The sequence below is a fragment of the Brevibacterium sp. CBA3109 genome, assembly GCF_040256645.1.
Lineage (GTDB): Bacteria > Actinomycetota > Actinomycetes > Actinomycetales > Brevibacteriaceae > Brevibacterium > Brevibacterium koreense.
In genome coordinates this window covers 222,180-244,258 of sequence record NZ_CP158281.1, presented here as the reverse complement: position 1 = coordinate 244,258, position 22,079 = coordinate 222,180, and the positions used below count along the sequence as shown (strand labels likewise).

Genomic DNA, 22,079 nt, shown 5'->3' with positions numbered 1-22,079 from the left:
AGGCAAACGATGTGCCTGACGAGTAGTCTGCAACACACACCCTCAGCATCGAACCAAGGACAAAGGAGACCAACGATGAGCACTGACAGCCACCTCGGCGCGGGAGAATCCCCCTCTGAATCCACACGCTCACTGGCCGGGCGCACAATCATCATGAGCGGCGGCAGCCGCGGAATCGGCCTGGCGATCGCGCTGCGCGCGGCGGCCGATGGGGCCAACGTCGCCATTCTCGCGAAGACATCACAGCCGCATCCGAAGCTTGAGGGCACCGTCTACACGGCGGCCGAACAGATCGAGGCCGCTGGCGGCAAAGCCCTGCCGATCATCGGCGATGTCCGTGACGATGCTTCCGTGGCAGAGGCGGTCGCGCAGACCGCGGAGACGTTCGGCGGGATCGACATCGTAGTCAACAATGCCAGCGCAATCGACCTGTCGCCGACGCAGGATCTGCCGATGAAGAAGTTCGATCTCATGCAGTCGATCAACTCGCGCGGCTCGTTCATGCTGGCCAAGACCGCACTGCCTCACCTCAAGTCTTCGAGCGCCGCGCACATCCTCACGCTCTCCCCACCACTCAACCTCAACCCGCGGTGGGCGGGGCAGCACCTCGGATACACAATGGCGAAGTACGGAATGTCGCTCGTGACTCTTGGCCTGGCAGAAGAGCTCAAGGCAGACGGGATCGCTGCGAACAGCCTGTGGCCCAAGACCACGATCGGGACCGCCGCGATCGCGAATCTCCTAGGCGGGGCAGAGGTGATGGCTCGCAGCCGCAGTCCGCGGATCATGTCGGACGCGGCGTGGGCGATCCTGACGCGTGATCCCCGCACGACGACGGGCAACTTCTTCATCGACGAGGATGCTCTGCGTGAGGAGGGGATCACTGATCTCTCGGTCTACAGTGGGGCGGCGAATGAGGAGGACCTGCAACTCGACCTCTTCCTCGACTCCTGAGCCCTGAGTCCTGAGGTGCCCTGGGTCCTGAGTCCTGAGGTGCCCTGAGTCCTGAGCCCTGGGGTGCTCTGAGTCCTGAGTCCCGGGGTGCGAGACACCGGTGGCCCCATACCGCGCGCTTCGCCGCTGGACGAAAGCGCTCGGTCTGAGTCTGAGTGATCGGGTTCAAACGCGATCACTCAGACTCAGACCGAGCAGCAACGGACGGGACGTGGCCTTTCCGCAGAACAGCCACGCCACCCCGTGGGCTTACTGTGCTGCGGACTCCTCGTCGCGCTTGTCGAGTTCCGGGATCATCGGCACTCGCATGCCACGCTCTTCGGCGACCTCGGCAGCACGGTCGTAGCCGGCATCGACATGGCGGATCACGCCCATTCCCGGGTCGTTGGTGAGCAGCCGGGCGAGCTTCTTGGCAGCCAGTTCGGTGCCATCGGCCACGGAGACCTGTCCGGCGTGGATGGAACGGCCGATGCCGACGCCGCCGCCGTGGTGGATGGAAACCCAGGTGGCACCCGATGAGGCGTTGACCATGGCGTTGAGCAGCGGCCAGTCGGCCACGGCGTCGGTGCCGTCAAGCATCGACTCGGTCTCACGGTAGGGGCTGGCGACCGATCCGGAGTCGAGGTGGTCGCGACCGATGACGATCGGGGCCGAGATCTTGCCCTCGGCGACGAGCTGGTTGAACAGCAGACCGGCCTGCTGGCGTTCCTTGTATCCGAGCCAGCAGATGCGGGCCGGCAGACCTTCGAACTCGACGTATTCGTTCGCGGCGTCGAGCCAGGTGGCCAGGTGCTCGTTGTCCGGGAAGAGCTCCTTGAGTGCCTTGTCCGTGACCTCGATGTCCTTCGGGTCGCCGGACAGTGCCACCCAGCGGAAGGGCCCGAGTCCTTCGCAGAACAGCGGGCGGATGTAGGCCGGGACGAAGCCGGGGAACTCGAAGGCACGATCGTAGCCGGCCTTGCGGGCTTCATCGCGGATCGAGTTGCCGTAGTCGAAGACCTCGGCGCCGCGGTCCTGGAATTCGACCATGGCACGCACGTGCTTGGCCATGGACTCCTCGGCGCGGATGGTGAACTTCTCCGCATCCTGTTCGGCCTCTTCGCGCCAGTCATCGACGCTGACGCCGATGGGCAGGTAGGACAGCGGGTCATGGGCCGAGGTCTGGTCGGTGACGATGTCGACCTCTGCGGCCTCGTCGCGATCGAGGATGAGCGGCAGGATCTCCGCGGCATTGCCGACGAGCCCGACCGACAGGGCCTGCTTGTTCTTCTTGGCCTCGATGACCTTGGCGAGTGCGGTATCGAGATCGGTTTCGACCTCGTCGAGGTAGCGCTTGGACTTGCGACGATCGAGGCGAGTCTTGTCGACATCGATGATGAGGCAGACACCTCCGTTGAGCGTCACGGACAGTGGCTGGGCTCCACCCATTCCGCCGCAACCACCGGTGATGGTCAGGGTGCCGGCCAGCGTGCCGCCATAGCGCTTCTGCGCGATGGCCCCGAAGGTCTCGTAGGTGCCCTGGAGGATGCCCTGAGTGGCGATGTAGATCCAGGACCCGGCGGTCATCTGTCCGTACATCATCAGGCCCTCGGCCTCGAGCTCACGGAAGTGCTCCCAGTTGGCCCAGTCGCCGACGAGGTTGGAGTTGGCGATGAGCACGCGTGGCGCCCATTCGTGGGTGCGCATGACGCCGACCGGCTTGCCGGACTGGACGAGGAGGGTTTCGTCGTCCTCGAGGTCATCGAGGGTGCGCACGATTGCGTCATAGGCCTCCCAGGAGCGCGCCGCACGGCCTGTGCCGCCGTAGACGACGAGGTCTTCGGGACGTTCGGCGACCTCGGGGTCGAGGTTGTTCATGAGCATGCGCTTGGGGGCTTCGGTCTGCCAGCTCTTGGCGGTGATCTCGGTACCGCGGTCGGCGCGGATCACGCGGCTGGGGTCGTGCTGGGTGAAGCCTGGCTTGGTGGTCATACGGCTCTCCTTGTCGTCGTGTCCGATGGAGCAGAATCGTCCATGGAGATCGATCGTGGCGCGAGACCATCGGCCCCTGCGCTGTCTTCTCTGACTACACGATCCATTCTGACGCGTGAAGAAAAATGTGAAAGTGTTTTGAATCAAGTTCTGTCCGATATTTCGGACAATTGACCATCCGACATATCGGACGAATCTCATCGGAACACCGTTGTCTTCGGGCAGACCCGCCTCGAGGATTGACCTCATGACTGCAACGAAGCAACTCCTCAACGGGGTCAGGGTCGCCGACTTCTCGCGCGTCCTCGCCGGTCCCTATGCCACGGCCATGCTTTCCGATCAGGGAGCCGAGGTGTACAAGATCGAGATGCCCGGCCATGGTGACGACTCCCGGCATCTGGGTCCCTTCACGGATACCGGATCGACCTATTTCACCTCACTCAATCGCGGCAAGCTCTCGATCGAGGCCGACCTCAAGGACCCCAGTGCGCACGTACAACTGCTCGACTTCATCCGCACCTGCGATGTCGTCGTCGAGAACTTCCGGCCCGGGGTCGCTGCGAAACTCGGCCTGTCCTACGAGGACGTGAAAGCGATCAAGCCGGACATCGTCTACGCCTCGATCTCCGGCTTCGGACAGACCGGCACTCAGGCGAAGCGACCCGCCTACGACACCGTCATCCAGGCGCTGAGCGGCCTCATGTCGGCCACCGGATTCCCCGACGGCTCCCCCACCCGCGTGGGCGAATCGATTGCCGATGTCTCTGCCGGTGTCTTCGCGGCCTTCGGCATCTCCTCGGCGCTCTTCCACCGCCAGACCACCGGAGAGGGTACCCACATCGACATCCCCATGCTCGACGTCATGCTCGCAATGCAGCCCACCAACGCAGCCATCCACGCCGCCGGGTCGACGCCGAACCGGGTCGGCAACCGCCATCCCATCTCGGCGCCCTTCGACACCTACGCCGCCGCCGACGGCCTCGTCGTCATCGCCGTGGCCAATGACAAGCTCTTCGGCATCCTCGCCGAGACCCTCGGCAAGCCCGACCTCGTCACCGACGGCAGGTTCTCCACCGACACAGCCCGCTCGGATAACGATGAGGCGCTGCGCATCGAGATCGAAGAGTTCACACACGGCCATACCGTCGACGAACTGTGTGCGGTCTTCGACGCGGCAGGCGTGCCCAACTCCCCCGTCCTCGACTTCACCGAGGCGATCGAAGGTCCGATCACAAATGGCAGAGGGCTCTCAGCCACGGATGAGCGCACCGGACATGCGTACCTGGGCCACCCGATTCTCATCGACGGAGTCCGGCCCACGTCCGGACTCCCGGTCCCCCGCCTCGGTGAGCACAACGCCGAACTCGACACCGAGCTCACGACCGAGTCACGGCGCACATTCGCGGCCGACACCGGGCACTCGCCCATCGCAGCAGCACCGAGCAAGGAGTAGGACCATGGGATTCGACATCAGCACAGACGAGCAGGAACTCGTCGACGCCGTCACACAGATCAGCGCCGATGTCCTCGCCCCGCAGGCTGCGGCCGCGGACGCGAACGAACGCGTGTCAGACGAGACGCTGAGGACCCTCGCCGAGGTCGGCGTCCTCGGCCTCAACCTGCCCGAAGCCTTCGGCGGGCCCGGAGTCGGGTCGGTAGCGATGAGCCAGATGGTCGCCGCTGTGACCGCAGCGTGTGCGTCGACGGCGTCGATCATCACCGCACAGTTCCTCGCCACCGATTCGATCCTCCTCGGCGGCACCGATGCGCAGCGTGAGTCGTGGTTGCCTCGAGCCGCGGCCGGCGAGGTCATCGGCGCCTTCGGCCTGACCGAACCGGGTGCGGGATCCAACCCCGCGGAGATGTCGACGAAGGCCACGAAGGTCGACGGCGGCTGGCACCTCAAGGGCACGAAGTGCTTCATCACGAACGCCGGATTCGCCGACTTCATCATCGTCTATGCCAAGACCGACGTCGATGCCGGGCACAAGGGAATCAGCGCCTTCATCGTCGACACCGTAGCCGCCTCGGCGGGACTCGCCTTCAACCCGCCGGAGAAGACCATGGGCCTGCGCGGCAGCCCGGTCTACGAATTCGTCATCGACACCGTTGTGCCCGACGACGCACTGCTGGGCGCCGAGGGCGAGGGATTCACCACGGCCATGCGGGTGCTCGACCGCGGGCGCATCGAGGTCGCCGCCATGAGTTTGGGCATCGGCAAGGCGGCCCTCGACGCCGCCGTGGCCTGGTCGAGCGAGCGCAAGATCAGCGGCAAACCCCTCAACCGCCTCCAGGGCATCGCGTTCAAGCTCGCCGATATGTACACGAAGTACCGTTCGGCGTGGCTGCTGACGATGGACGCCGCAGAACAGAGAGACGCGGAGGTGGACTTCACGCGTTCCTCGGCCACGGCCAAGCTCGCCGCGTCCGAGGCTGCGGCATTCATCGCCGACGAAGCCCTGCAGATCCACGGCGGCTACGGCTTCACACGCGACTTCCCGCTCGAGCGCTACGTCCGCGATGCCCGGATCTACCGCATCTACGAGGGATCCTCGGAGATCCAGCGCACGATCATCGCACGGAGCCTGTCTGCCTGAGACTTCACCTCCACGCGCTCCACCAACGCCCCGCCATGACTCGGTCTGCGAACGAGAGGCACGTCTGCAGACAGGCCTCTCGTTCGCAGACCGAGTCGTCCTTGCACGTAAAATGAGCAACCAGACACCGAGGCAGGGCCCGCGTGCGCGATCACGGCGAGCAGCCTCGGCGCTGAGTCACCCAAGCACCGTTTACCCAATATTTCCGAAATATCGGACGAAACGTGTGATCTGAACCTCGAAACGAGTTGTGCGATGGTGCCACACTGTCACTGATTCAACTTTCAAAGGAGAAACCCATGGCGAGATCGTCCAGTTCGGGGATCGAAAAACGATCCATCGAGATGGTGCCCGACAACGAACGACACGGCACCCCTCGTTCCCAGTTCACGCTGTGGTTCGGCGCCAACACTCAGATCACTGCGATCGTCGATGGGGCTCTCGCCGTCGTCTTCGGCGCCGATGCCCTATGGGCCATCATCGGTCTGCTCATCGGCAACATCATCGGCGGCATCGTCATGGCACTGCACTCGGCCCAGGGCCCGCAGTTGGGCCTGCCGCAGATGATCTCCTCCCGAGCGCAGTTCGGCATCATCGGAGCGATCATTCCGCTGGTGCTCGTCGTGCTCATGTACATCGGCTTCGCCTCGACCGGTGCTGTGCTGTCCGGTCAGGCCGTCAACCTCATCATCGGTGTCGATACTCCAGCAGTGGGGATCGTCATCTTCGGTGCACTGACAGCGGCAGTCGCACTGCTGGGGTACAAATACATTCACGTGCTCGGCCGCATCTCCTCGGTGACCGGCCTGCTGGGCTTCCTGTTCATCACCTACTGTGTCTTCACGAAGATCGATGTTCCCGGACTCATCTCCGGCTCGTCCTTCGCCTTCCCCGCATTCCTGTCCGCGATCGCCCTGTCCGTGGGATGGCAGCTGACCTACGGCCCCTACGTCGCTGACTACTCGCGCTACCTGCCCAGGTCGACTCCGTCGTCGAAGACCTTCTGGTTCACATTCGGCGGCTCCGTCGTCGGTTCGCAGTGGTCGATGACCCTGGGTGCGCTCATCGGTGCCGCCGCGATGACGGAGACCGGAAACTCCTTCGTCGAGAACCAGGTCGGCTTCGTCGGCGAGATCGTCGGCGGAGGCATCTTCGCCTTCCTCATCTTCATCGTCATCCTGTTGGGCAAGCTCACCGTCAACACGCTCAATGCCTACGGTGCCTTCATGTGCACGCTGACCATTCTGACAACCTTCGGTGAGAAGACGAATATTCGCCGTTGGACGCGGGCGGTCTTCGTCATCGGCATCGTGACGTTGACGGTGCTCGTCGCGCTGGTGGCGTCCTCAGACTTCCTCGCGAACTTCAAGAACTTCGTCCTCGCCCTGCTCATGGTGTTCACACCGTGGAGCATCATCAACCTCACCGACTACTACCTGATCTCCAAGGACCGTTTCGACATTCCTGCCTTCTACAAGCTCGATGGTCGGTACGGCAGGTGGAACTGGCGCGCCCTCGCCTCCTACGGCATCGGCGTCGTGGTTCAGATTCCATTCCTTGCTCAGTCCTTCTACACCGGGCCGATGGTCGAGAAGCTGGGTGGGGCCGACGTCTCGTGGCTCGTGGGCATCATCGTCACCTTCGTCCTCTACTACTTCCTCGTCCGCAACCGCAGTGTTGCCCCAAGCGAGACTATCTACCCCGACGTCGAGGCGCTGGAGGCACAGCGAGGCTGACAACCAGAGGCTGCGCGCCCCGCTGGCACAACCCCAGCGGGCCGCGCAGCCGGGGACGCTGCATGTGCGCAGCGGAGGTCCGATGCGCAGCCGTGTCCGCACTGCCGCCCACCGAAGCACTGCGAAATGAACTCAGTTCCATCGATGCACAGTTGAAGTCAGGGACAGAGACCGGACACGAACTCCAGCAGCCTCTCATCACTGTGCGGAGGGCCGACGATCTGCACCGACTCGGGCTTCGCCGCTCGGGTCGATGCATTTTCTGTTTCGGGGGTCTCTCGCGCCTCGGCCAGGTTGGCCACAGCTCCGACCGGCAGCGTCACCGCCGGCCACCCCAATACGTTGACCGGCATCGAGTAACGCATGAATCGTGCGGCAGAATCCGGGCCGATCTCATCCCAGCGGATCACGTCCCCGTCGATTGCCGGAGTGATGAGGAAGTCGACATCGTCGAAGATCGATGCCGCCGAGGCACGGAGTTCTTCCAACGCCACCACCTGCTCGTGGTACTCGGCGTCAGTGATGGCCCGCCCCGACATGATCTTCGCCCACACTCCGGGCTGATAGAGCTCGCCCTGAGTATCCGCTAACTGGCTGTGCAGCACGAAGGCCTCGTACCGGCGCACGACGTCGTAGATCCCGGTGCACCGGTGGAAGATCTCCGTCAGTTCGCGAGATCTCGCCGAGGTGACCGCACACTCTGAGAGGTGCAGTTCAGTCCACCTGCGCGCCCCGTTCGCAGAATCACCGGCTGAGTCCAGGAGGCTGAGATCGACCGTCGTCGTATTCGAACCTGACCGGCCCTTTGCCGTTGGCTGCACTTCCGCTGGCCTAGGCCCCTCTTCAGCGGAGCCCCGACCGGTAGCTGCGGAGCCTCGACCGTTGGTCGTGATCGCGGCAAACGCTGAGGCCAGCAACGAGAGGTCCCGGGCCAGCAGCCCGACCGTGTCAAAGGACGGCGCCAGCGGGAACACCCCCTCGGTGGGCACTGCGCCGAACGACGGCTTGAACCCGATGATGCCCTGACACGCTGCGGGCACGCGCACCGAGCCCGCGGTGTCCGTGCCCAGGGCCAGCGGCACCACCCCGGCAGCGACCAGCGCTGCTGACCCGGAGCTCGAGCCCCCGGTGCACAACGCCATGTCGATCGGATTGACGACCCTACCGAAGGCGCTCTCATCGCCGAGGATGCCGTACGAGTACTCCTGACAGTTCGTCTTCGCCACAGGCATGGCTCCGGCCTGCTCCAACAGGTACACGACCGGGGCGGTGGTGCTCGGATCCGGCCCGCTGCTGACCTTCGAACCCATCGTCGTCGGTATTCCCGCCACGTCGATGACGTCCTTGATCGCGAAGGGGATTCCTTCCAGGCTGCGTGCCGGTTTGCCCGCGGCAGCACGATCGGCGGACGTCAACACCAATGCGCGTGCCCGACACTCCATCACCGAGGTAACGGCATTGAGGTCTCGCCCAGTGCCGGCAACGGCATCGAGGGTCTGTTCGAGGCTCGCGGCTGAGTTCACCCCGGTGCCAGACCTGTCCACGGCACCAGCTGCTCCACTGCGGCCGCGACGTCGAAGGCGCTGCGGTCGTCGAAGGGATGCGCGATGACCTGGAGTCCTGTCGGGATGCCGCAGTCAGCCATGCCGGAGGGTACGTTGACGATCGGCACCCGATTGCAGATATTGAACGGCATCGTCATGTGCCCCTGCCAGTAGTGCTCGAGGTGCACTCCCCCAGCATCCGTCCCGCCAGCCGAACCCGGTCCAGCGCCGGAGCCAAGGCCGTCGCGACCCACCCCGTTGTCATCGATCGTGATCCCACCCAGATAGTTGCCATCGGCTTCGAGCCCCGCCACCGCCGAGGTGGGTGCCAAGAGCACATCGAACCCGTCCATTGCCCTCGCGAGCTCCGCCTGGATCTGCGCCTCCATCCTCAGTCCCTCGTACTGGGTATGTCGGGCGGCGACCGCCTCGGCGTCTGCCATCAGCTGGAGTGTGTAGTCGGCCAGCGTGTCCTCGTGGCCGCGGGTCGCGGCCCGCATCGCCGGTGCCAGAATGTTCCCGAAATGGGTGAAGGCCGTCTCGAAGATCCGCTCAGTCGTCCACGGCAGTTCGATCTCCTCGACGATCGCACCGGCGGCTTCGAGCGCCGAGGCGACCGCCCGGGTGTTGCCGATGATGTCCTCCCCGACAGGGAAGTCCCCCAGCCGCAGACACAAGGCGATGCGCTTCCCCTTCACACCATCGACCGCTTCAGCCAAGGAGGCGTCGAAGCCGTCAAGGAATCCGGTGGAGTCGATCGTCGCGTGATCGCTGGCGTCGATGCCGACCATAACTCGGGCCAGCAGCGCAGTGTCCGCGACTGTGCGTGCCATCGGCCCGTCCCCGCGGTACCAGTCGGCGGCCAAGGGCTGAACACCAGGGATCCGACCATAGGGCGCCTTGTACCCCACGGTGCCGGTGAATGCCGCGGGCAGTCGCGTCGATCCGGCGATGTCCGAGGCCGTCGCCAAAGGCGCGAAGCCCGAAGCCAGGGCCGCGCCCGAGCCACCCGAGGATCCTCCCGGGGAGAGCTCGGTGTTCCACGGGTTACGGGTCACACCCCACATCGGCGAGTGTGTGACCGTCGCGCAGCTGAACTCCGGGGACGTCGCCCGCGCGTGGATGTATCCTCCGGCGCCTCTGATGCGGCCGATGATTGCGGCATCGGCCGCGGCCACGGTGTCGCGTTCGTGGACGAGGCCCTGGGTGAGTGTGCGGCCGGCGATCGCGTGCTTCTCCTTGGCGATCACGGGCAGTCCGAGCAGCGGCCGTGAGGCGAGCGCCTCGGCGAGGTCACCGGTCGTGGCGTTCGCGTAGAAGCGCTCCGCTTCCCTCGCCGAGGTGACCGCCTCCTCGACGACTTCCGTGACCGCGTTGATGCGTTCGTCCTCGGTGGTGATGCGGCCGATGAGTGCGCTGAGGTACTCGACCGGGGAAAGTTCCTGCGACCGGAACTTCGCGAGCGCCTCGGTGGCGGTCAAGGCCCAGGTTTCATTCGACGCTGACCCAGCCAAGGTGCCAGTGCCCGCGGAATTGGATGTGGAACTCATGCGTTCACCTGAGATGACGCGGACGATGATGCGGACGACGACGTGGAGGAATGCGAGGTCGAGGCTCCTCGCGCCTCGGCGACGGATCTGCCGACCCACACCTCACCGTCGCGCTCGTCACCGAGCTCACCGCCCACGAGTTCGGTCGCCACCGAGGTGAGGACACCCAAGCCGCGGACCATGTCCTCGTCGGTGGTGAATTCGCGTTCGCAATGGGAGACGCCGTCGACGCTGGGCACGAACATCATGACGGCCGGGACTCGATGGTTCATCGCCACAGAGTCGTGGCCGGCCATGGTTTCGAGGCGGCGGATGGACAGCCCCTCGTTGGCCACGGCCTTCTCAGCCAGTTCGACCCCGGCCTCTGGAAAGTAGCGCTTCTCGCGGATATCGAAGTCCTCGACGTTGATCGTGATGTCGTGGGCGCGGGCGATGTCGGCGATCTGCTTCCGCAGGAGGTCGCGGGCCGCAATCACGACAGCTGGGTCGGAGGAGCGCAGGTCGGCGACCATGTGCACGCGGCGAGGAACGACGATCGGCGAGTTCGGTTCGACGACGTGCTGACCGACGGAGGACACGAGCGCTTCGTCGTCGAATTCGGCTGTGATGTCGTGGACGGCGAGGACGACCTTGGATCCGGCAACCAGGGCGTCGTGGCGGTCGGCCATCGCCGTGGCTCCGGTGTGGGACTGTTCACCGAGGACATCGATGTCGAGCTTCTGCGTGTACCAGCTGGATTCGACGACGCCTAAGTGGGTGGACTCGCGTTCGAGGATGCGGCCCTGTTCGATGTGGATCTCCGCGTAGGAGATCGCCTCAGGCGGGGTGTCTGCGCCGTTGTATCCGATGGCTGCGAGCGCCTCGGCGACGGAGGTTCCCTCCAGGTCGCACACGGCGAGCATCTCCTCGAGATCGAACAGGCCCGCGTAGACGGAGCTGCCCATGATCGAGGGTGCGAAGCGGCCACCTTCCTCGTTGAACCAGTTGACCACTGCGAGGTTGAACCGGGGAGTCTGCCCGGATTCGGCGACGTTCTCCTTGACCCGCAAGGCCGCGAACAGTGCGGAGATGACACCGTAGGCGCCGTCGAAGCGACCGCCCAGCGGCTGGGAGTCCAGGTGTGAGCCGATGAGGACGTAGGGGGCGTCGGGAACGAATTCGAGGCAGGCGAACATGTTCCCGATGGCGTCGACGCGGACCTCGAAGCCATTGCCTTCGGCCCAGCTGCGCATCCAATCACGGGTCTGCTTGTCCTCAGACGTCAGTGCCTGCCGGTCGACGCCGTCATTGTCGGTCGCACCGATGGTGGCGACGTGGTGGAAATCGGTGAGGAAGGTGTGGTCGCTCGAGGGGGCCGCGTTCGAGAGGGCGGCGGTCGGTGCGGTCATGGTGCGTCTCTTTCTGTGGCTACGGGCTGAGGCTGAGTGGGCTGAGGCTGAGTGGGCTGAGGCTGGTGAGCTGAGGCTGGTGGGCTGAGGCTGAGTGGGCTGAGGCTGGTGAGCTGAGGCTGGTGGGGCGCCGACTACTCGCTTTGCGGACGAGAAGTCTGTTTGCAGACAGGCTTCTCGTCCGCAGACAGAGGTAGCGAAGTCCGCAAGACGAGCCTCATCCCAGACGCCCACGAGTCTCGGGCAGGCGGGTGACGAAGATGAGCACCAGGACGACGACGGAGGCCGCGGTCATGTAGAACCCAGGAGCTGTGTTCACACCGGTGACGTCGACGAGCCAGGTGCCGACGAACGGTGCGGTCCCGCCGAGGATCGCGTAGGAGATGTTGTAGCTGATCGCAGCCGAGGTGAAGCGGGTCTTCGTGGAGAAGCGCTCGCAGAAGAAGGTGTAGCAACCACCGCCGTAGCAGCACAGGGAGATGACGAATATCGTCTGCCCGATGAAGGCCAGGTCCATGTTGCCGCTGGTAACTAGCCCGAATGCCGGGATCGACGTGGCCGCCAGGAGGATGGAGCCGGCGATGAGCATCGGCTTGCGTCCGACCCTGTCGCCGATGGCTCCGGCGATGGGAAGGAAGATCGTGTAGCTGGCCATGGCGATGGCATTCGTCAGTAGTGACTGTTCGCGGGTGAGGTCGCCGGTGGTCTGGATGTATGTGACGAAGTAGGCCGAGAGCATGTAGAAGCCCAGCGCGGTGAGGCCGAGGACGAAGAAGACCTGCAGCATCCCCACCCAGTTCTCCCGGAAGGACTCCCGGATCGGGCTGAATTCCTTAGGTCGTTCCGCGGCGGTCTTCTTGAACAGTTCGGACTCATCGGTCCGCGACCGGATCCAGAGTCCCACAGCTGAGAGAGGCAAGGCGAGAAGGAATGGGATCCGCCAGCCCCAGGAGTCGAACGAGGCATCGCTCATCACGGTCGAGAGCAGCAGGATGAGGCCGCCGGCGAAGACCGAGGGCAGTGCGGTCGCAGCGAGGGTGATGTTGATCCACAGCCCGCGCTTGCCGACCGGAGCGTGCTCGTAGACGAAGGAGGGGCCGCCGACCGATTCGCCGCCAGCGGAGAATCCCTGACCCAGGCGGGCGAGGATGAGCAGGATGGGAGCGAACCAGCCGATCTGGTCGAAGCCGGGAAGGATGCCGATGAGCGCGGTGCAGCAGCCGACGAGGAAGATCGTGATCGTCAGTGTCTTGCGTCGGCCGACCTTGTCACCGAGGGCCCCGAAGAACAGTCCGCCCAGGGGCCGCATGACGAAGGCGACGCCGAAGGTGGCGAAGATGACGAGCAGTCCGGTGACCTTGTCCCCAGCGGGGAAGAAATAGTCGGCGAGGATGACCGCCGAGAGCCCGTAGAGCGTGAAGTCGTAGAACTCGACGAATTGGCCGATGCTCCCGCCGACGAGCACCTTCTTCTGCATGCTCGTGGTCTTGCCGGACTGTTTCGGTTGTGTCGTGGGCGTCGCAGGTGTCGCGGACATAGAAGCTCCCTTGCCTAGTCCTCAGGTGTGGGAACCATTGTTGCCCGGCTTCGTGCATCAGTCCAACAGATACTTTTTAACCTGGCCATAGATCTACTTGATGAGCGGTAAGTCCAGTTGTTGAGTGGCGCGGGTATGCGCCCGAGCACGCTGCCGTGCGAGACTGCTCGCAGGCTCAAACTCGCAGTCACACAACTGCGCGAGGCCCCATACCCACAGACCACTCAAGGAGACGAACCATGTGCCGAGCAGTCACCTGCACTACCTGCGGCAAGACGACCTGGGACGGATGCGGACTCCACATCGACTCCGTCAAGCGCGAGGTTCCTGCACAGCAGTGGTGCGGCGGCCATGATCCGGAACCCGAGCAGAAGGGCAACCTCGTCCAGAGGCTGTTCGGACTCGGAAACTGACCCCAGGGACTCGGGCCCCAAGCCGGCCACCTCGGGCCAGCTGACAAGCCCGGGCCTGCCGGCCGCCTACTGCTCCGCGGGTCCCAGGATCTCCCTGGTCAGTTCGCTGAACGCACGCGCCCGTCGGCTCAGACGTACCTCTTTGGGCCACACCATGGACAGGTCGATGCTCGGGAAATCGTCGAGCAGCGGCACGTCGACGGTCATCGATCCGATGTACGTTCCCGAGGACACGCTCTGGCTCAGCAGCGAGTATCCGTGGCCCATCGCGACGAATGATCGGACGGTCTCATAGCCGGCGAAGCTGTGCCGCACCTTCGGCACGATGCCGGCGATGCGAAAGAGCTCGTCGTAGTACTGCCGGGAGAACGGAAGATCGAGTTGGATATAGTCTTCGTCGGCGAGTTCACTCAGGTGGATCGGACGTGGTCCCTCCGCTCCCCCGCCGAGGTGGTGGTTGAGTGAGACGAGCGCGTGAGGTTTGACGACGTCGATGAGGAACGAATCGAACCGGTCGGTCAGTCCCAGCGTGTACGTCAGCGCGATGTCGCAGAATCCGGCGATGACCGCGGTCTGGAGTTCGTGGAGGTCGGCCTCGAAGTAATTGACCCGCACATCGGGGTAGCGTTTCTCGAACTCGGCGTGGATGAGCGGCAGCCGGGTCGGAGCAATCGGTGAGAAAACCCCGACAGTGAGATTCCCGCTCAGCGACTGCGCCAGCCCGTGGGCGGTCTCGCCGAGGGCATCGGAGGATTCGAGGAATGGATTGACCTCGAAGAGGAAACGTCGGCCTGCAGGTGAGAGGACCACGGAGCGGTTCTTCTGCCGGATGAACAGGTCGATGCCAAGGGTCCGCTCGAGCTGAGCCATGGCCGTTGAGATCGCCGACTGGGTGACGTTGAGATGCTTGGCCGCCTCGGTCATATTCTCCCTGCGGGCAACCTCCTGGAAGTACCGCAGCTGAACGAGGGTGAAGTCGAGTGCCATAGGTGTCATCATCTCACTCGACGGTGCTGGCACCCCTCAACCGGTGCACGAAGCTGCGCACGGCTGCTGGAATGTCTCTTCAGGGGGTCGAGGAAATAGACTGACACCGTGCTTGCCAATCCAACGGTCGACGACCTGCCCACGCTGCCCCACGATGTTCTGGCCTCTATTCCCAGCCCGAGCGTCTCCAGCTTCTCGCTGGGCCCCCTGACGATTCACTTCTATGCGCTGTGCATCCTCGCGGGAATCGTCATCGCCATCGTGTTGACCAATCACCGGCTGACCAAGCGCGGAGTCGAGGAATGGCAGGTCCTCGACATTGCGACCCTGGCCGTCCCGATGGCCATCATCGGGGCCAGGATCTACCACGTCATCACCCACTACACGGACTACTTCGGCCCTGGCCGCAATCCGTGGAATCCCTTTGAGCCCGGCTCCGTGTGGGCGATCTGGGAGGGCGGAATCGCCATCTTCGGCTCACTCATCGGCGGCACCCTGGGCGCGCTGATCATGTGCCGCCGGCTCAGCATCAAACTCTCCGCACTTCTCGACGCCATCGCCCCGGGACTGATCCTCGCCCAGGCGTGCGGTCGCTTCGGCAACTGGTTCAATCAGGAGCTCTTCGGCCAACCGACCACACTTCCCTGGGGCCTGGAGATCGACCCGAACAATCCGGCTTTCCCTCCCGGGCTGCCTGTCGACACCCTCTTCCACCCGACGTTCCTCTACGAGGTCATCTGGAACAGCCTCGGCGCCCTGGTCCTGCTGTGGTTGGGCCGCCACCTGTTCTTCCAGTGGGGACGCCTCTTCGGCATGTACCTCGTCTGGTACGGCGCCGGACGCATCGTCTGGGAGTCCATTCGCCTCGACCCCAGCTTCGTCGTCCTCGGCCTGCGCACCAATGTGTGGGCAGCGATTGGCGCGGTTGCTCTCGGAACCGCCATCATCGTCGTTCAGAAGATGCGGCACCCCGAGCCGGAGAAGTCACCGTTCATCAATGATCGGAAACCTGAGCCCGAACCCGCCGACTGATCAGCTCGACCGGCCAACTGGCTCGACCGGCGGCGACCAGCTGGCTCAGCCCTGCGTGACCCAGTCACGTAGGCGCCCCAGACCTTCATTGATCTCGTCGACGCCGATGCCCGAGTAGGCCAGACGGATGTAACTGCGGTCCTCCCACTCCTGCTTCCGGCCGAAGTGTTCGCGGGTGCAGAAGGAGACTCCCGTGTTGTGGAGTGCCGCGGTGGAGAACTCACCCAGCGTGGCAATCCCCATGGCCGCCATCGCCTCGGTGACATCGGGGAAGACGTAGAACGTTGAGCCAGGCGTTGCCACGCTCATGCCCGGAATCGAGTTGACGATCGAGCAGGTGGCGTCCCGACGCTTGCGCAGCACCTCGAGCATCTTCCCTACGCCGTCCTGTGGTCCCTGCAGTGCGGCGATGCCTGCCCACTGGACGTAATGGGTGGTGCACGATTCGTCGTTGGTGTTCAACGTCGACATCACCTCGGCGATCTCACGAGGTGCGACAGCACAGCCCAAGCGGGACCCGGTCATCGCGAACTTCTTGCTGAACGTGTAGAGGATGACGGTGCGCTCGCGCATGCCGTCAAGTGCGGCGATGGACTTCGACTTCCCCTTGTAGCGCATCTCGAAGTAGGCCTCATCGGAGAGCACCCAGAGATCGAACTCCTGGGCGATCTGGGCAATGGCCTCACGTTCGGCATCGGTGGATTCGGCCGAGATCGGGTTCTGCAGGTCGTTGTAGATGATGGCGACGGTCTGGTCGTCGATCGAGGCCCGCAGGTGGTCGAGGTCGATGGCGAATCCGTCGTCGGTGGGCACGTACCGGTAGGGCAGGGCAGTGCCGCCGAGGTATTCGATCTGGGATTCGTAGATCGGGAAGCCGGGGCTGGGGTAGAGCACGCCTTCGCCAGGATCCATGACGGTTTGGAGGAATTTCGTGATGACCGGCTTGCCACCTGTGGTCACGACCACCTCGGCGGGGTCGATGCTCATCCCACGTCGGGAGCCGATGTCATCGGCCAGTGCTGCGCGCAGTTCCGGGATCCCCGGGCCCGGGCAGTAGCCGGTCTTGCCGTCCTTGATCGCCTTGTCCATGGCCTCGACGATGTGGGGTGCCATGGGGAAATTGAGATCGCCGAGGTGGAACGGATAGACCACATTGCCGCGGGCCTTCCAGTCGGCGGCGTCCTGGGCAACCCGAAACGAGGTCTCGGTGCCGAGGTTCTCCAAGCGGCGAGCAGTCTTCATTGTCGGCTCCTTCAATCAGATCACTGACGGTGTGGAAGTCTGCGGATCTGCATTCCCGGTTCCCGTCGATTCCCTCACGATAGAACACTGTGGTGTCGAATGTCAGTGGTGCCCGGCTGTCAGTTCGCAGCCAACGCGCTCAGCTCACAGCAAGAGCGTCGCGACCGGCCATCAGGCACCATAGTCCGATGCTCAAGAACACCGGTGCGCCGAGCAGACCACACCAGAAACTCGGTGCGGCGATATCTCGTGGCAGAAGAAGCGCCACAACCGCGACCACGGTCAGCAGCGCCGCGGCGAGATGGAGGACGGGCTGGGCGAAGACCATGGCGAGAGCAAAGAAATGGATGCCGACGATCGCGAAGATCAGCGGCGCAACCCAGTCCGAGTGCCCCGAACGGATGGCGAGGAAACCGAGCACACCGCCGACGATGATCTCAGCCCAGACGATGACGATGTAGACGGTGAAGGTCGTGGTTCCGGTGGCGATCGCCGTCGCTTCGTCCCAGTGTCGGATCGACAGCAGGATGCTGGGCACCATCAAGGCGAGTCCGCACACGGAGAGCGCGCCGAGGATGACGCGGAAGACGGCGCGACCCGGCGGGCCCTCCTGCGCCCATCCTGACCAGATGAACGCCGCGAGTCCGAACACCGCGCCGATCATTACGAGGTCCCGCGGAAAAGCCTGGTCGATCATCATCATTGACCCTTTCGACCCAGTCGACTTGCCTGCCTGTCTAACCAGAGTCGTCTTGGGAGCCGCCTGCGATGTCGAGCACGCCACTGCCGTCTACATCGAGCCGAATGTGTGGGTTCGCCACCGTACGGGTGCGTGAGACCCGCTATTCGCTGGGCGCGATGAACAGTTTCCGCAGGGGTGCTTCGTCAACGTGCCAGCGAGTTTTCATCCCGTCTTCGAGGTGGACCAATGTGCCGGGCGAGAGCTCAACTGGAGGCAGGTCAGGTTCGTCGAATTCGATGCGGCCGGTGCCGCTGATGACGATGAAGACCTCATCGCCTTCGACATCGCGCATGGCACCAGCGCTCATCTCCCACAGGCCGTAGTCGGCGCCGGCGATCGAACCGAGTTCTGCAAAAGCCGTGGTCGCGTCGGCAGGCGAAACGCGTGAACCAGCATCGCTGTCGGTCGCCGAGGTGGCTGCACCGACCCGTTGCCAGTCCTCGATGGGCTCGTGGTCGAGAGGGAAATCGTCGGTGCTGATCGGCTCCATTGCGCTCATGGGGCCAGTTTATCCAGAGCCGCGGTTCATCGACTGATCCGAGTCATGAAACCGCGGCTGGACTGCACGGAATCCATATGGCAATACGCCGCCCTGCAACCATTTACTTCGCTCCAACGGTGGGATAGAACTGATTCCATGTCCTACCTCAACGGCGAGGCCTCCCATTGGCTGACCCAGTCCCCTCCCGAGACCACCACGCCCTCCCCACTGCCCACCGATAAGCAGGACCTCGTCATCGTCGGCGGCGGCTTGACCGGCCTGTGGTCGGCCTACTACGCCAGGCAGACTCACCCCGACTGGCAGATCACCATCGTCGAGGCAAAGCACATCGGCTACGGTGCCTCAGGTCGCAACGGCGGCTGGCTCTCCACACTGATGCCCGGCAACAGGGCCAAGTACGCCGAGGCGGTCGACCGTGCCAACGACACCGACCCAAACGGCCCGGTCGGCTCTGCCGGACTGAGCGGGGTGGAGTCCGTGAGGTCATTCCAGTCTGCACTCTTCGACTCCATCGACGAGGTCCTCGAGGTTCTCAAAAGCGAGGGCATCGACGCCCATCAGGTCCGCGGCGGCCACATCGACATCGCCCAGTCCGAGGCCGGAATGACCCGACTGCGCGAACTTTACGAGGGTGACAAACAGTACGGCTACGGACCCGAGGACATGCAGTTCCTCGACGCCGAGGCGACCAAGGCACACATCAACGTCGACAACGCTCACGGCAGCGTATTCTTCCCCGGCACCGCCCGCATTGACCCCGCACTCCTCACGCGTGGCTTGGCAGCAGTCCTCAAGAATCAGGGCGTCACGATCTGCGAGGACACCTCGGCGGGTCACATCGGCAAGGGTGTGGTCGCAACGAATCGCGGCCCGGTCACCGGGGACACGATCTTCGTCTGCCTCGAGGGCTACTCGGACACCGTCACCGGTGACCTGCCCGGGCTGGAAGGACGTCAGGTCATCCCCGTGTTCTCGTCGATGATCGCGACCAACCCGCTGCCCGCCTCGGCGTGGGAGGACATCGGCTGGGACGGCCGCGAATGCCTCGGCGACACCGCGCACACCTTCATCTACGCCCAACGCACCGACGACGATCGGATCGCCTTGGGCGGTCGCGGTGCACCGTACGAATTCGGCTCGCGGTTGCCCGGTGACGGGCAGGTCCCCGCCGAGGTGGTCGAGCTGCTGAGCACGCGCCTGTCCTCGCTCTTTCCCAACCTCGAATTCGAGGTCGACCACGCTTGGCGCGGTGCCCTGGGTGTGACCCGGGACTGGTGCGCGGGGATCTTCTTCGATACCAACCAGCGCATCGGCGTGGCCCGCGGCTACGCCGGACACGGAGTCACGGCCACGCACTTGGCGGCGAAGACGCTTCTCGACCGGGCATCGGGAGCCTCGACAGCACTCACACAACTGCCCTGGAACGACCACTACTCCGGACAGTGGGAGCCCGAGCCGATCCGTTGGTTGGGCATCCGCTCGATGTACAAGATCTTCAACATCGCCGATGAGTGGGAACGGATCACCGGCGCAAAGAAGACGAGCCTGCTCGCCCAGTTCGGCTCCCGCCTGGCCGGGCTCCACGAATAGACCCGGCCCAACCAACGTGGCTCCACACAGAAGTACGAGGAATCAATGACACATGAGTACCGCCGCATCGCCCCGATGGCCCAGACCTACCCAGCCTCGAACATCCGCAAGATGTTCAACCTAGCCTTGGACTACCCAGAGGCCGTGAAGCTGACGGTCGGCGAGCCGGACTTCAATACTCCCGCGCACATCAAGGCCGCCGGCATCCGCGGGATCGAGAACAATCAGACTCGGTACGTGGCCAACGCCGGCATCCTACCGCTGCGCACGGCGATCGCGGCGAAGTACGCCGGCCGGTGGAATCGCGAGGTCACAGCCAACAATGTCATGGTCTCCTTCGGTGCGATGGAGGCGCTGACTTTCGCCCTCGACGTCACCGTCTCCCCTGGTGAAGAGGTCATCATCCCCGATCCCAGCTTCCCGAACTATGTGGGACAGATCCACCGCCTCGGCGGGGTGGCGGTTCCAGTGCCGGTCACGGAGGACAACGACTTCAAATTCCGCGCCGAGGACGTTCGATCGGTTATCACCGACAAGACCGCGGCGATCATCATCAACAGCCCGTCGAACCCCTTGGGCTCGGTCATGGACCGGGCCGAATTGGAGACGATCGCGGATCTGGCCGAGGAGTTCGGCTTCACGGTCATCTCCGACGAGGTCTATGACCAGATCACCTTCGACGATGCCCAGTTCACCTCCATCGCCGAGGTGCGCCCTGGCTTCGATCGGTTCCTCGTTGTCAACAGCTTCTCGAAGACCTACGCGATGACCGGGTGGCGCTGTGGATTCGTCATCGGGTCGGTCGATCTCATCGCGCCGATGGCCTTCCTCCAGGAGGGAATCACCTCGAGCCTTCCCGGGTTCGTGCAGGAAGCGGCACTCGCAGCGATCGAGGGCCCGCAGACCGACGTCGACATGATGGTGCAGTCCTATGCGCAGCGCCGCGACCTCATCACCGAGCGCATTGCGGGCATCGACGGCATCAGCATGCTGCGCCCCGAGGCCACGTTCTATGCCTTTGCCAACATCAAGGACTGGGGACTGACCTCGTGGGAGGCGGCCACCGCTCTTCTGGAGAACCACGGGTTGGCAACGATTCCCGGCTCGGCATTCGGGGCTCAGGGTGAGGGCTACCTGCGGCTGACGTTCTCCGTCGCCCCGGAGACTATCAATACGGCCTGCGATCGGATCGCCGACTTCGCCGCAACGCGGTAATGCCTGCCGACACCTGTGACCCGGTGAAACTCAGACCGAGCTCAAGTGGCGACCCGATTGAGGCAGGAACACGTCAGGCACCGCATCCCTCGCGTAACCGGTCAAGTCTGCGAAGTCGTCGTTGGTCAAACCCGCCGATCTGAACTGAGCGACGAGACCTGACACCAGCCTCGGCGACTCCACTGGGACACGGTCTTCCTCTGGCTCTTCTGTGCGCCACCCTTTGCGGCTGATCTGCCGGTAGAAATTCTGCCGATCGGTTCCGCTCGCCAGACCAAGGCGAAATGCCCTCTCGAAGATGGCCTGCATAGAGACTCCCCACTCGAGCTTGAGAGCCAAGAGATTGGGCAGCTTCAGCGTCTTCAGCTGGTGACGGATCTCCGCCTCCGGCATCAGGAACTCGGCTGCGAACTCATTGGCCTGGGCTTCAACGTCGATCATCTCGTCATCGACATATCCGTCTGCGTGCATGACAAGATGCCCCAGCTCATGAGCCAACGTCAGGCGCTTGCGCGAAGGCGAGGACCAGGAGTTGACGATGACCAGCGGATAGTCGGAGACCCACTGCGAAAGACCATCGATTCGATGAGTGCCCAGGTCGAGTTCACAGACAATCGTTCCCGCTGTCTCCATCAGGTCCACCACAGACCTCACTGGCCCAAGTGGCACGCGCCAAGCTGTACGTACTCGACGAGCAGCCTCCGCCGGTTTCGTGAACTGATAATCGAAGGTCGGCACATGGGTTGCCGTCTGCAAAGGCGCGCGTTCGGTGAGCATCGACATATGCATCCGAAGCTCGTTCAATTTCGCTTCGGCAGACTTCCACATCGATACCTTGGTCGACGGCTGGCGGCGCATATGCGCTGACACTCCAATGGCGGCACGCATGCGAAATTCCTTGGCGAGGAACGCCGGAGTGACCCCAAGCTCGCCGGCAATCCTACGGATTTCAGAGTCCTCAGGCGTCCTGGCCCCCGAAATATATCGAGAAACAGTGGCCTGAGCAGCACCGATCGCCAACGCGAGATCAGCCTGAGTCAGGCCTCGTGCGCGCATCAGAGTCTCTATGACTTCGCCTT

The 22,079-nt window shown here is 63.9% G+C and carries 18 protein-coding genes; 8 read left to right on the top strand and 10 right to left on the bottom strand.

Annotated elements, in window-relative coordinates; translation table 11 throughout:
- The first annotated feature begins 75 nt into the window (after positions 1 to 75).
- On the top strand, positions 76 to 954 hold the full coding sequence (locus AAFP32_RS01115; RefSeq protein WP_350270260.1) for an NAD(P)-dependent oxidoreductase: 879 nt from the start codon (positions 76 to 78) through the stop codon (positions 952 to 954).
- Positions 955 to 1,203: 249 nt separating this feature from the next.
- Here AAFP32_RS01115 and hutU read toward each other — a convergent pair whose 3' ends face one another.
- On the bottom strand, positions 1,204 to 2,925 hold the full coding sequence (gene hutU, locus AAFP32_RS01110) for a urocanate hydratase (protein WP_101619096.1): 1,722 nt from the start codon (positions 2,923 to 2,925) through the stop codon (positions 1,204 to 1,206).
- 247 nt (positions 2,926 to 3,172) lie between these two features.
- Here hutU and AAFP32_RS01105 point away from each other — a divergent pair, with 247 nt between their 5' ends.
- From AAFP32_RS01105 to AAFP32_RS01095, 3 genes are all read left to right on the top strand, one after another.
- Positions 3,173 to 4,378 carry a CoA transferase gene (locus AAFP32_RS01105; RefSeq protein WP_350270259.1) on the top strand — a complete coding sequence of 402 codons (1,206 nt, stop codon included), beginning with the start codon at positions 3,173 to 3,175 and terminating at the stop codon, positions 4,376 to 4,378.
- A 4-nt stretch (positions 4,379 to 4,382) separates the two neighbouring features.
- Positions 4,383 to 5,522 carry an acyl-CoA dehydrogenase family protein gene (locus tag AAFP32_RS01100; RefSeq protein WP_350270258.1) on the top strand — a complete coding sequence of 380 codons (1,140 nt, stop codon included), beginning with the start codon at positions 4,383 to 4,385 and terminating at the stop codon, positions 5,520 to 5,522.
- 299 nt (positions 5,523 to 5,821) lie between these two features.
- Positions 5,822 to 7,258, top strand: a complete 1,437-nt coding sequence (locus AAFP32_RS01095) for a cytosine permease (protein WP_350270257.1) — start codon at positions 5,822 to 5,824, stop codon at positions 7,256 to 7,258.
- A 158-nt stretch (positions 7,259 to 7,416) separates the two neighbouring features.
- Here AAFP32_RS01095 and AAFP32_RS01090 read toward each other — a convergent pair whose 3' ends face one another.
- From AAFP32_RS01090 to AAFP32_RS01075, 4 genes are all read right to left on the bottom strand, one after another.
- Entirely contained in the window at positions 7,417 to 8,802 is a 1,386-nt protein-coding gene (locus AAFP32_RS01090) for an amidase (RefSeq protein WP_350270256.1), read from the bottom strand.
- Entirely contained in the window at positions 8,778 to 10,352 is a 1,575-nt protein-coding gene (locus AAFP32_RS01085; RefSeq protein WP_350270255.1) for an amidase, read from the bottom strand. Before AAFP32_RS01085 ends, AAFP32_RS01090 begins: the two co-directional genes overlap by 25 nt.
- Entirely contained in the window at positions 10,349 to 11,740 is a 1,392-nt protein-coding gene (locus AAFP32_RS01080; RefSeq protein WP_350270254.1) for a M20 family metallo-hydrolase, read from the bottom strand. Before AAFP32_RS01080 ends, AAFP32_RS01085 begins: the two co-directional genes overlap by 4 nt.
- A gap of 217 nt (positions 11,741 to 11,957) precedes the next feature.
- A complete protein-coding gene (locus tag AAFP32_RS01075; RefSeq protein ID WP_350270253.1) occupies positions 11,958 to 13,277 on the bottom strand; it encodes an MFS transporter in 1,320 nt (439 codons plus the stop codon).
- A gap of 239 nt (positions 13,278 to 13,516) precedes the next feature.
- Here AAFP32_RS01075 and AAFP32_RS01070 point away from each other — a divergent pair, with 239 nt between their 5' ends.
- On the top strand, positions 13,517 to 13,690 hold the full coding sequence (locus AAFP32_RS01070) for a hypothetical protein (RefSeq protein ID WP_096162499.1): 174 nt from the start codon (positions 13,517 to 13,519) through the stop codon (positions 13,688 to 13,690).
- A gap of 66 nt (positions 13,691 to 13,756) precedes the next feature.
- On the opposite strand, the gene AAFP32_RS01065 is transcribed toward AAFP32_RS01070, so the two are convergent.
- Positions 13,757 to 14,677, bottom strand: a complete 921-nt coding sequence (locus AAFP32_RS01065; RefSeq protein WP_096163133.1) for a LysR family transcriptional regulator — start codon at positions 14,675 to 14,677, stop codon at positions 13,757 to 13,759.
- 108 nt (positions 14,678 to 14,785) lie between these two features.
- On the opposite strand from AAFP32_RS01065, the gene lgt reads away from it, so the two are divergent.
- The gene (gene lgt / locus AAFP32_RS01060) at positions 14,786 to 15,709 is read left to right on the top strand and encodes a prolipoprotein diacylglyceryl transferase (protein ID WP_350270252.1); all 924 of its coding nucleotides are present in this window, start codon (positions 14,786 to 14,788) and stop codon (positions 15,707 to 15,709) included.
- A gap of 45 nt (positions 15,710 to 15,754) precedes the next feature.
- Here lgt and AAFP32_RS01055 read toward each other — a convergent pair whose 3' ends face one another.
- The 3 genes from AAFP32_RS01055 to AAFP32_RS01045 form a co-directional block, all read right to left on the bottom strand.
- Positions 15,755 to 16,951, bottom strand: a complete 1,197-nt coding sequence (locus AAFP32_RS01055; protein WP_350270251.1) for a pyridoxal phosphate-dependent aminotransferase — start codon at positions 16,949 to 16,951, stop codon at positions 15,755 to 15,757.
- A 139-nt stretch (positions 16,952 to 17,090) separates the two neighbouring features.
- A complete protein-coding gene (locus AAFP32_RS01050; RefSeq protein ID WP_350270250.1) occupies positions 17,091 to 17,654 on the bottom strand; it encodes a hypothetical protein in 564 nt (187 codons plus the stop codon).
- A gap of 139 nt (positions 17,655 to 17,793) precedes the next feature.
- Positions 17,794 to 18,192 (bottom strand): cupin domain-containing protein, encoded by a 399-nt coding sequence (locus AAFP32_RS01045; RefSeq protein ID WP_350270249.1) that lies wholly within the window; start codon positions 18,190 to 18,192, stop codon positions 17,794 to 17,796.
- Positions 18,193 to 18,330: 138 nt separating this feature from the next.
- Here AAFP32_RS01045 and AAFP32_RS01040 point away from each other — a divergent pair, with 138 nt between their 5' ends.
- Both AAFP32_RS01040 and AAFP32_RS01035 read left to right on the top strand, forming a co-directional pair.
- Positions 18,331 to 19,785, top strand: a complete 1,455-nt coding sequence (locus AAFP32_RS01040) for an FAD-binding oxidoreductase (RefSeq protein WP_350270248.1) — start codon at positions 18,331 to 18,333, stop codon at positions 19,783 to 19,785.
- A gap of 45 nt (positions 19,786 to 19,830) precedes the next feature.
- On the top strand, positions 19,831 to 21,000 hold the full coding sequence (locus AAFP32_RS01035; protein WP_350270247.1) for a pyridoxal phosphate-dependent aminotransferase: 1,170 nt from the start codon (positions 19,831 to 19,833) through the stop codon (positions 20,998 to 21,000).
- A gap of 30 nt (positions 21,001 to 21,030) precedes the next feature.
- Here the strand turns inward: AAFP32_RS01035 and AAFP32_RS01030 are convergent, their stop codons facing one another.
- On the bottom strand, positions 21,031 to 22,020 hold the full coding sequence (locus tag AAFP32_RS01030; protein WP_240516247.1) for an ImmA/IrrE family metallo-endopeptidase: 990 nt from the start codon (positions 22,018 to 22,020) through the stop codon (positions 21,031 to 21,033).
- Positions 22,021 to 22,079: the final 59 nt, after the last annotated feature.

Excerpts from the sequence above, each read along its gene's own strand:
- AAFP32_RS01115 (WP_350270260.1), top strand. The coding sequence starts at position 76 with ATGAGCACTGACAGCCACCTCGGCGCGGGAGAATCCCCCTCTGAATCC.
- hutU (WP_101619096.1), bottom strand. The coding sequence starts at position 2,925 with ATGACCACCAAGCCAGGCTTCACCCAGCACGACCCCAGCCGCGTGATC.
- AAFP32_RS01105 (WP_350270259.1), top strand. The coding sequence starts at position 3,173 with ATGACTGCAACGAAGCAACTCCTCAACGGGGTCAGGGTCGCCGACTTC.
- AAFP32_RS01100 (WP_350270258.1), top strand. The coding sequence starts at position 4,383 with ATGGGATTCGACATCAGCACAGACGAGCAGGAACTCGTCGACGCCGTC.
- AAFP32_RS01095 (WP_350270257.1), top strand. The coding sequence starts at position 5,822 with ATGGCGAGATCGTCCAGTTCGGGGATCGAAAAACGATCCATCGAGATG.
- AAFP32_RS01085 (WP_350270255.1), bottom strand. The coding sequence starts at position 10,352 with ATGAGTTCCACATCCAATTCCGCGGGCACTGGCACCTTGGCTGGGTCA.
- AAFP32_RS01080 (WP_350270254.1), bottom strand. The coding sequence starts at position 11,740 with ATGACCGCACCGACCGCCGCCCTCTCGAACGCGGCCCCCTCGAGCGAC.
- AAFP32_RS01075 (WP_350270253.1), bottom strand. The coding sequence starts at position 13,277 with ATGTCCGCGACACCTGCGACGCCCACGACACAACCGAAACAGTCCGGC.
- AAFP32_RS01070 (WP_096162499.1), top strand. The coding sequence starts at position 13,517 with ATGTGCCGAGCAGTCACCTGCACTACCTGCGGCAAGACGACCTGGGAC.
- AAFP32_RS01065 (WP_096163133.1), bottom strand. The coding sequence starts at position 14,677 with ATGGCACTCGACTTCACCCTCGTTCAGCTGCGGTACTTCCAGGAGGTT.
- AAFP32_RS01055 (WP_350270251.1), bottom strand. The coding sequence starts at position 16,951 with ATGAAGACTGCTCGCCGCTTGGAGAACCTCGGCACCGAGACCTCGTTT.
- AAFP32_RS01050 (WP_350270250.1), bottom strand. The coding sequence starts at position 17,654 with ATGATGATGATCGACCAGGCTTTTCCGCGGGACCTCGTAATGATCGGC.
- AAFP32_RS01045 (WP_350270249.1), bottom strand. The coding sequence starts at position 18,192 with ATGAGCGCAATGGAGCCGATCAGCACCGACGATTTCCCTCTCGACCAC.
- AAFP32_RS01040 (WP_350270248.1), top strand. The coding sequence starts at position 18,331 with ATGTCCTACCTCAACGGCGAGGCCTCCCATTGGCTGACCCAGTCCCCT.
- AAFP32_RS01035 (WP_350270247.1), top strand. The coding sequence starts at position 19,831 with ATGACACATGAGTACCGCCGCATCGCCCCGATGGCCCAGACCTACCCA.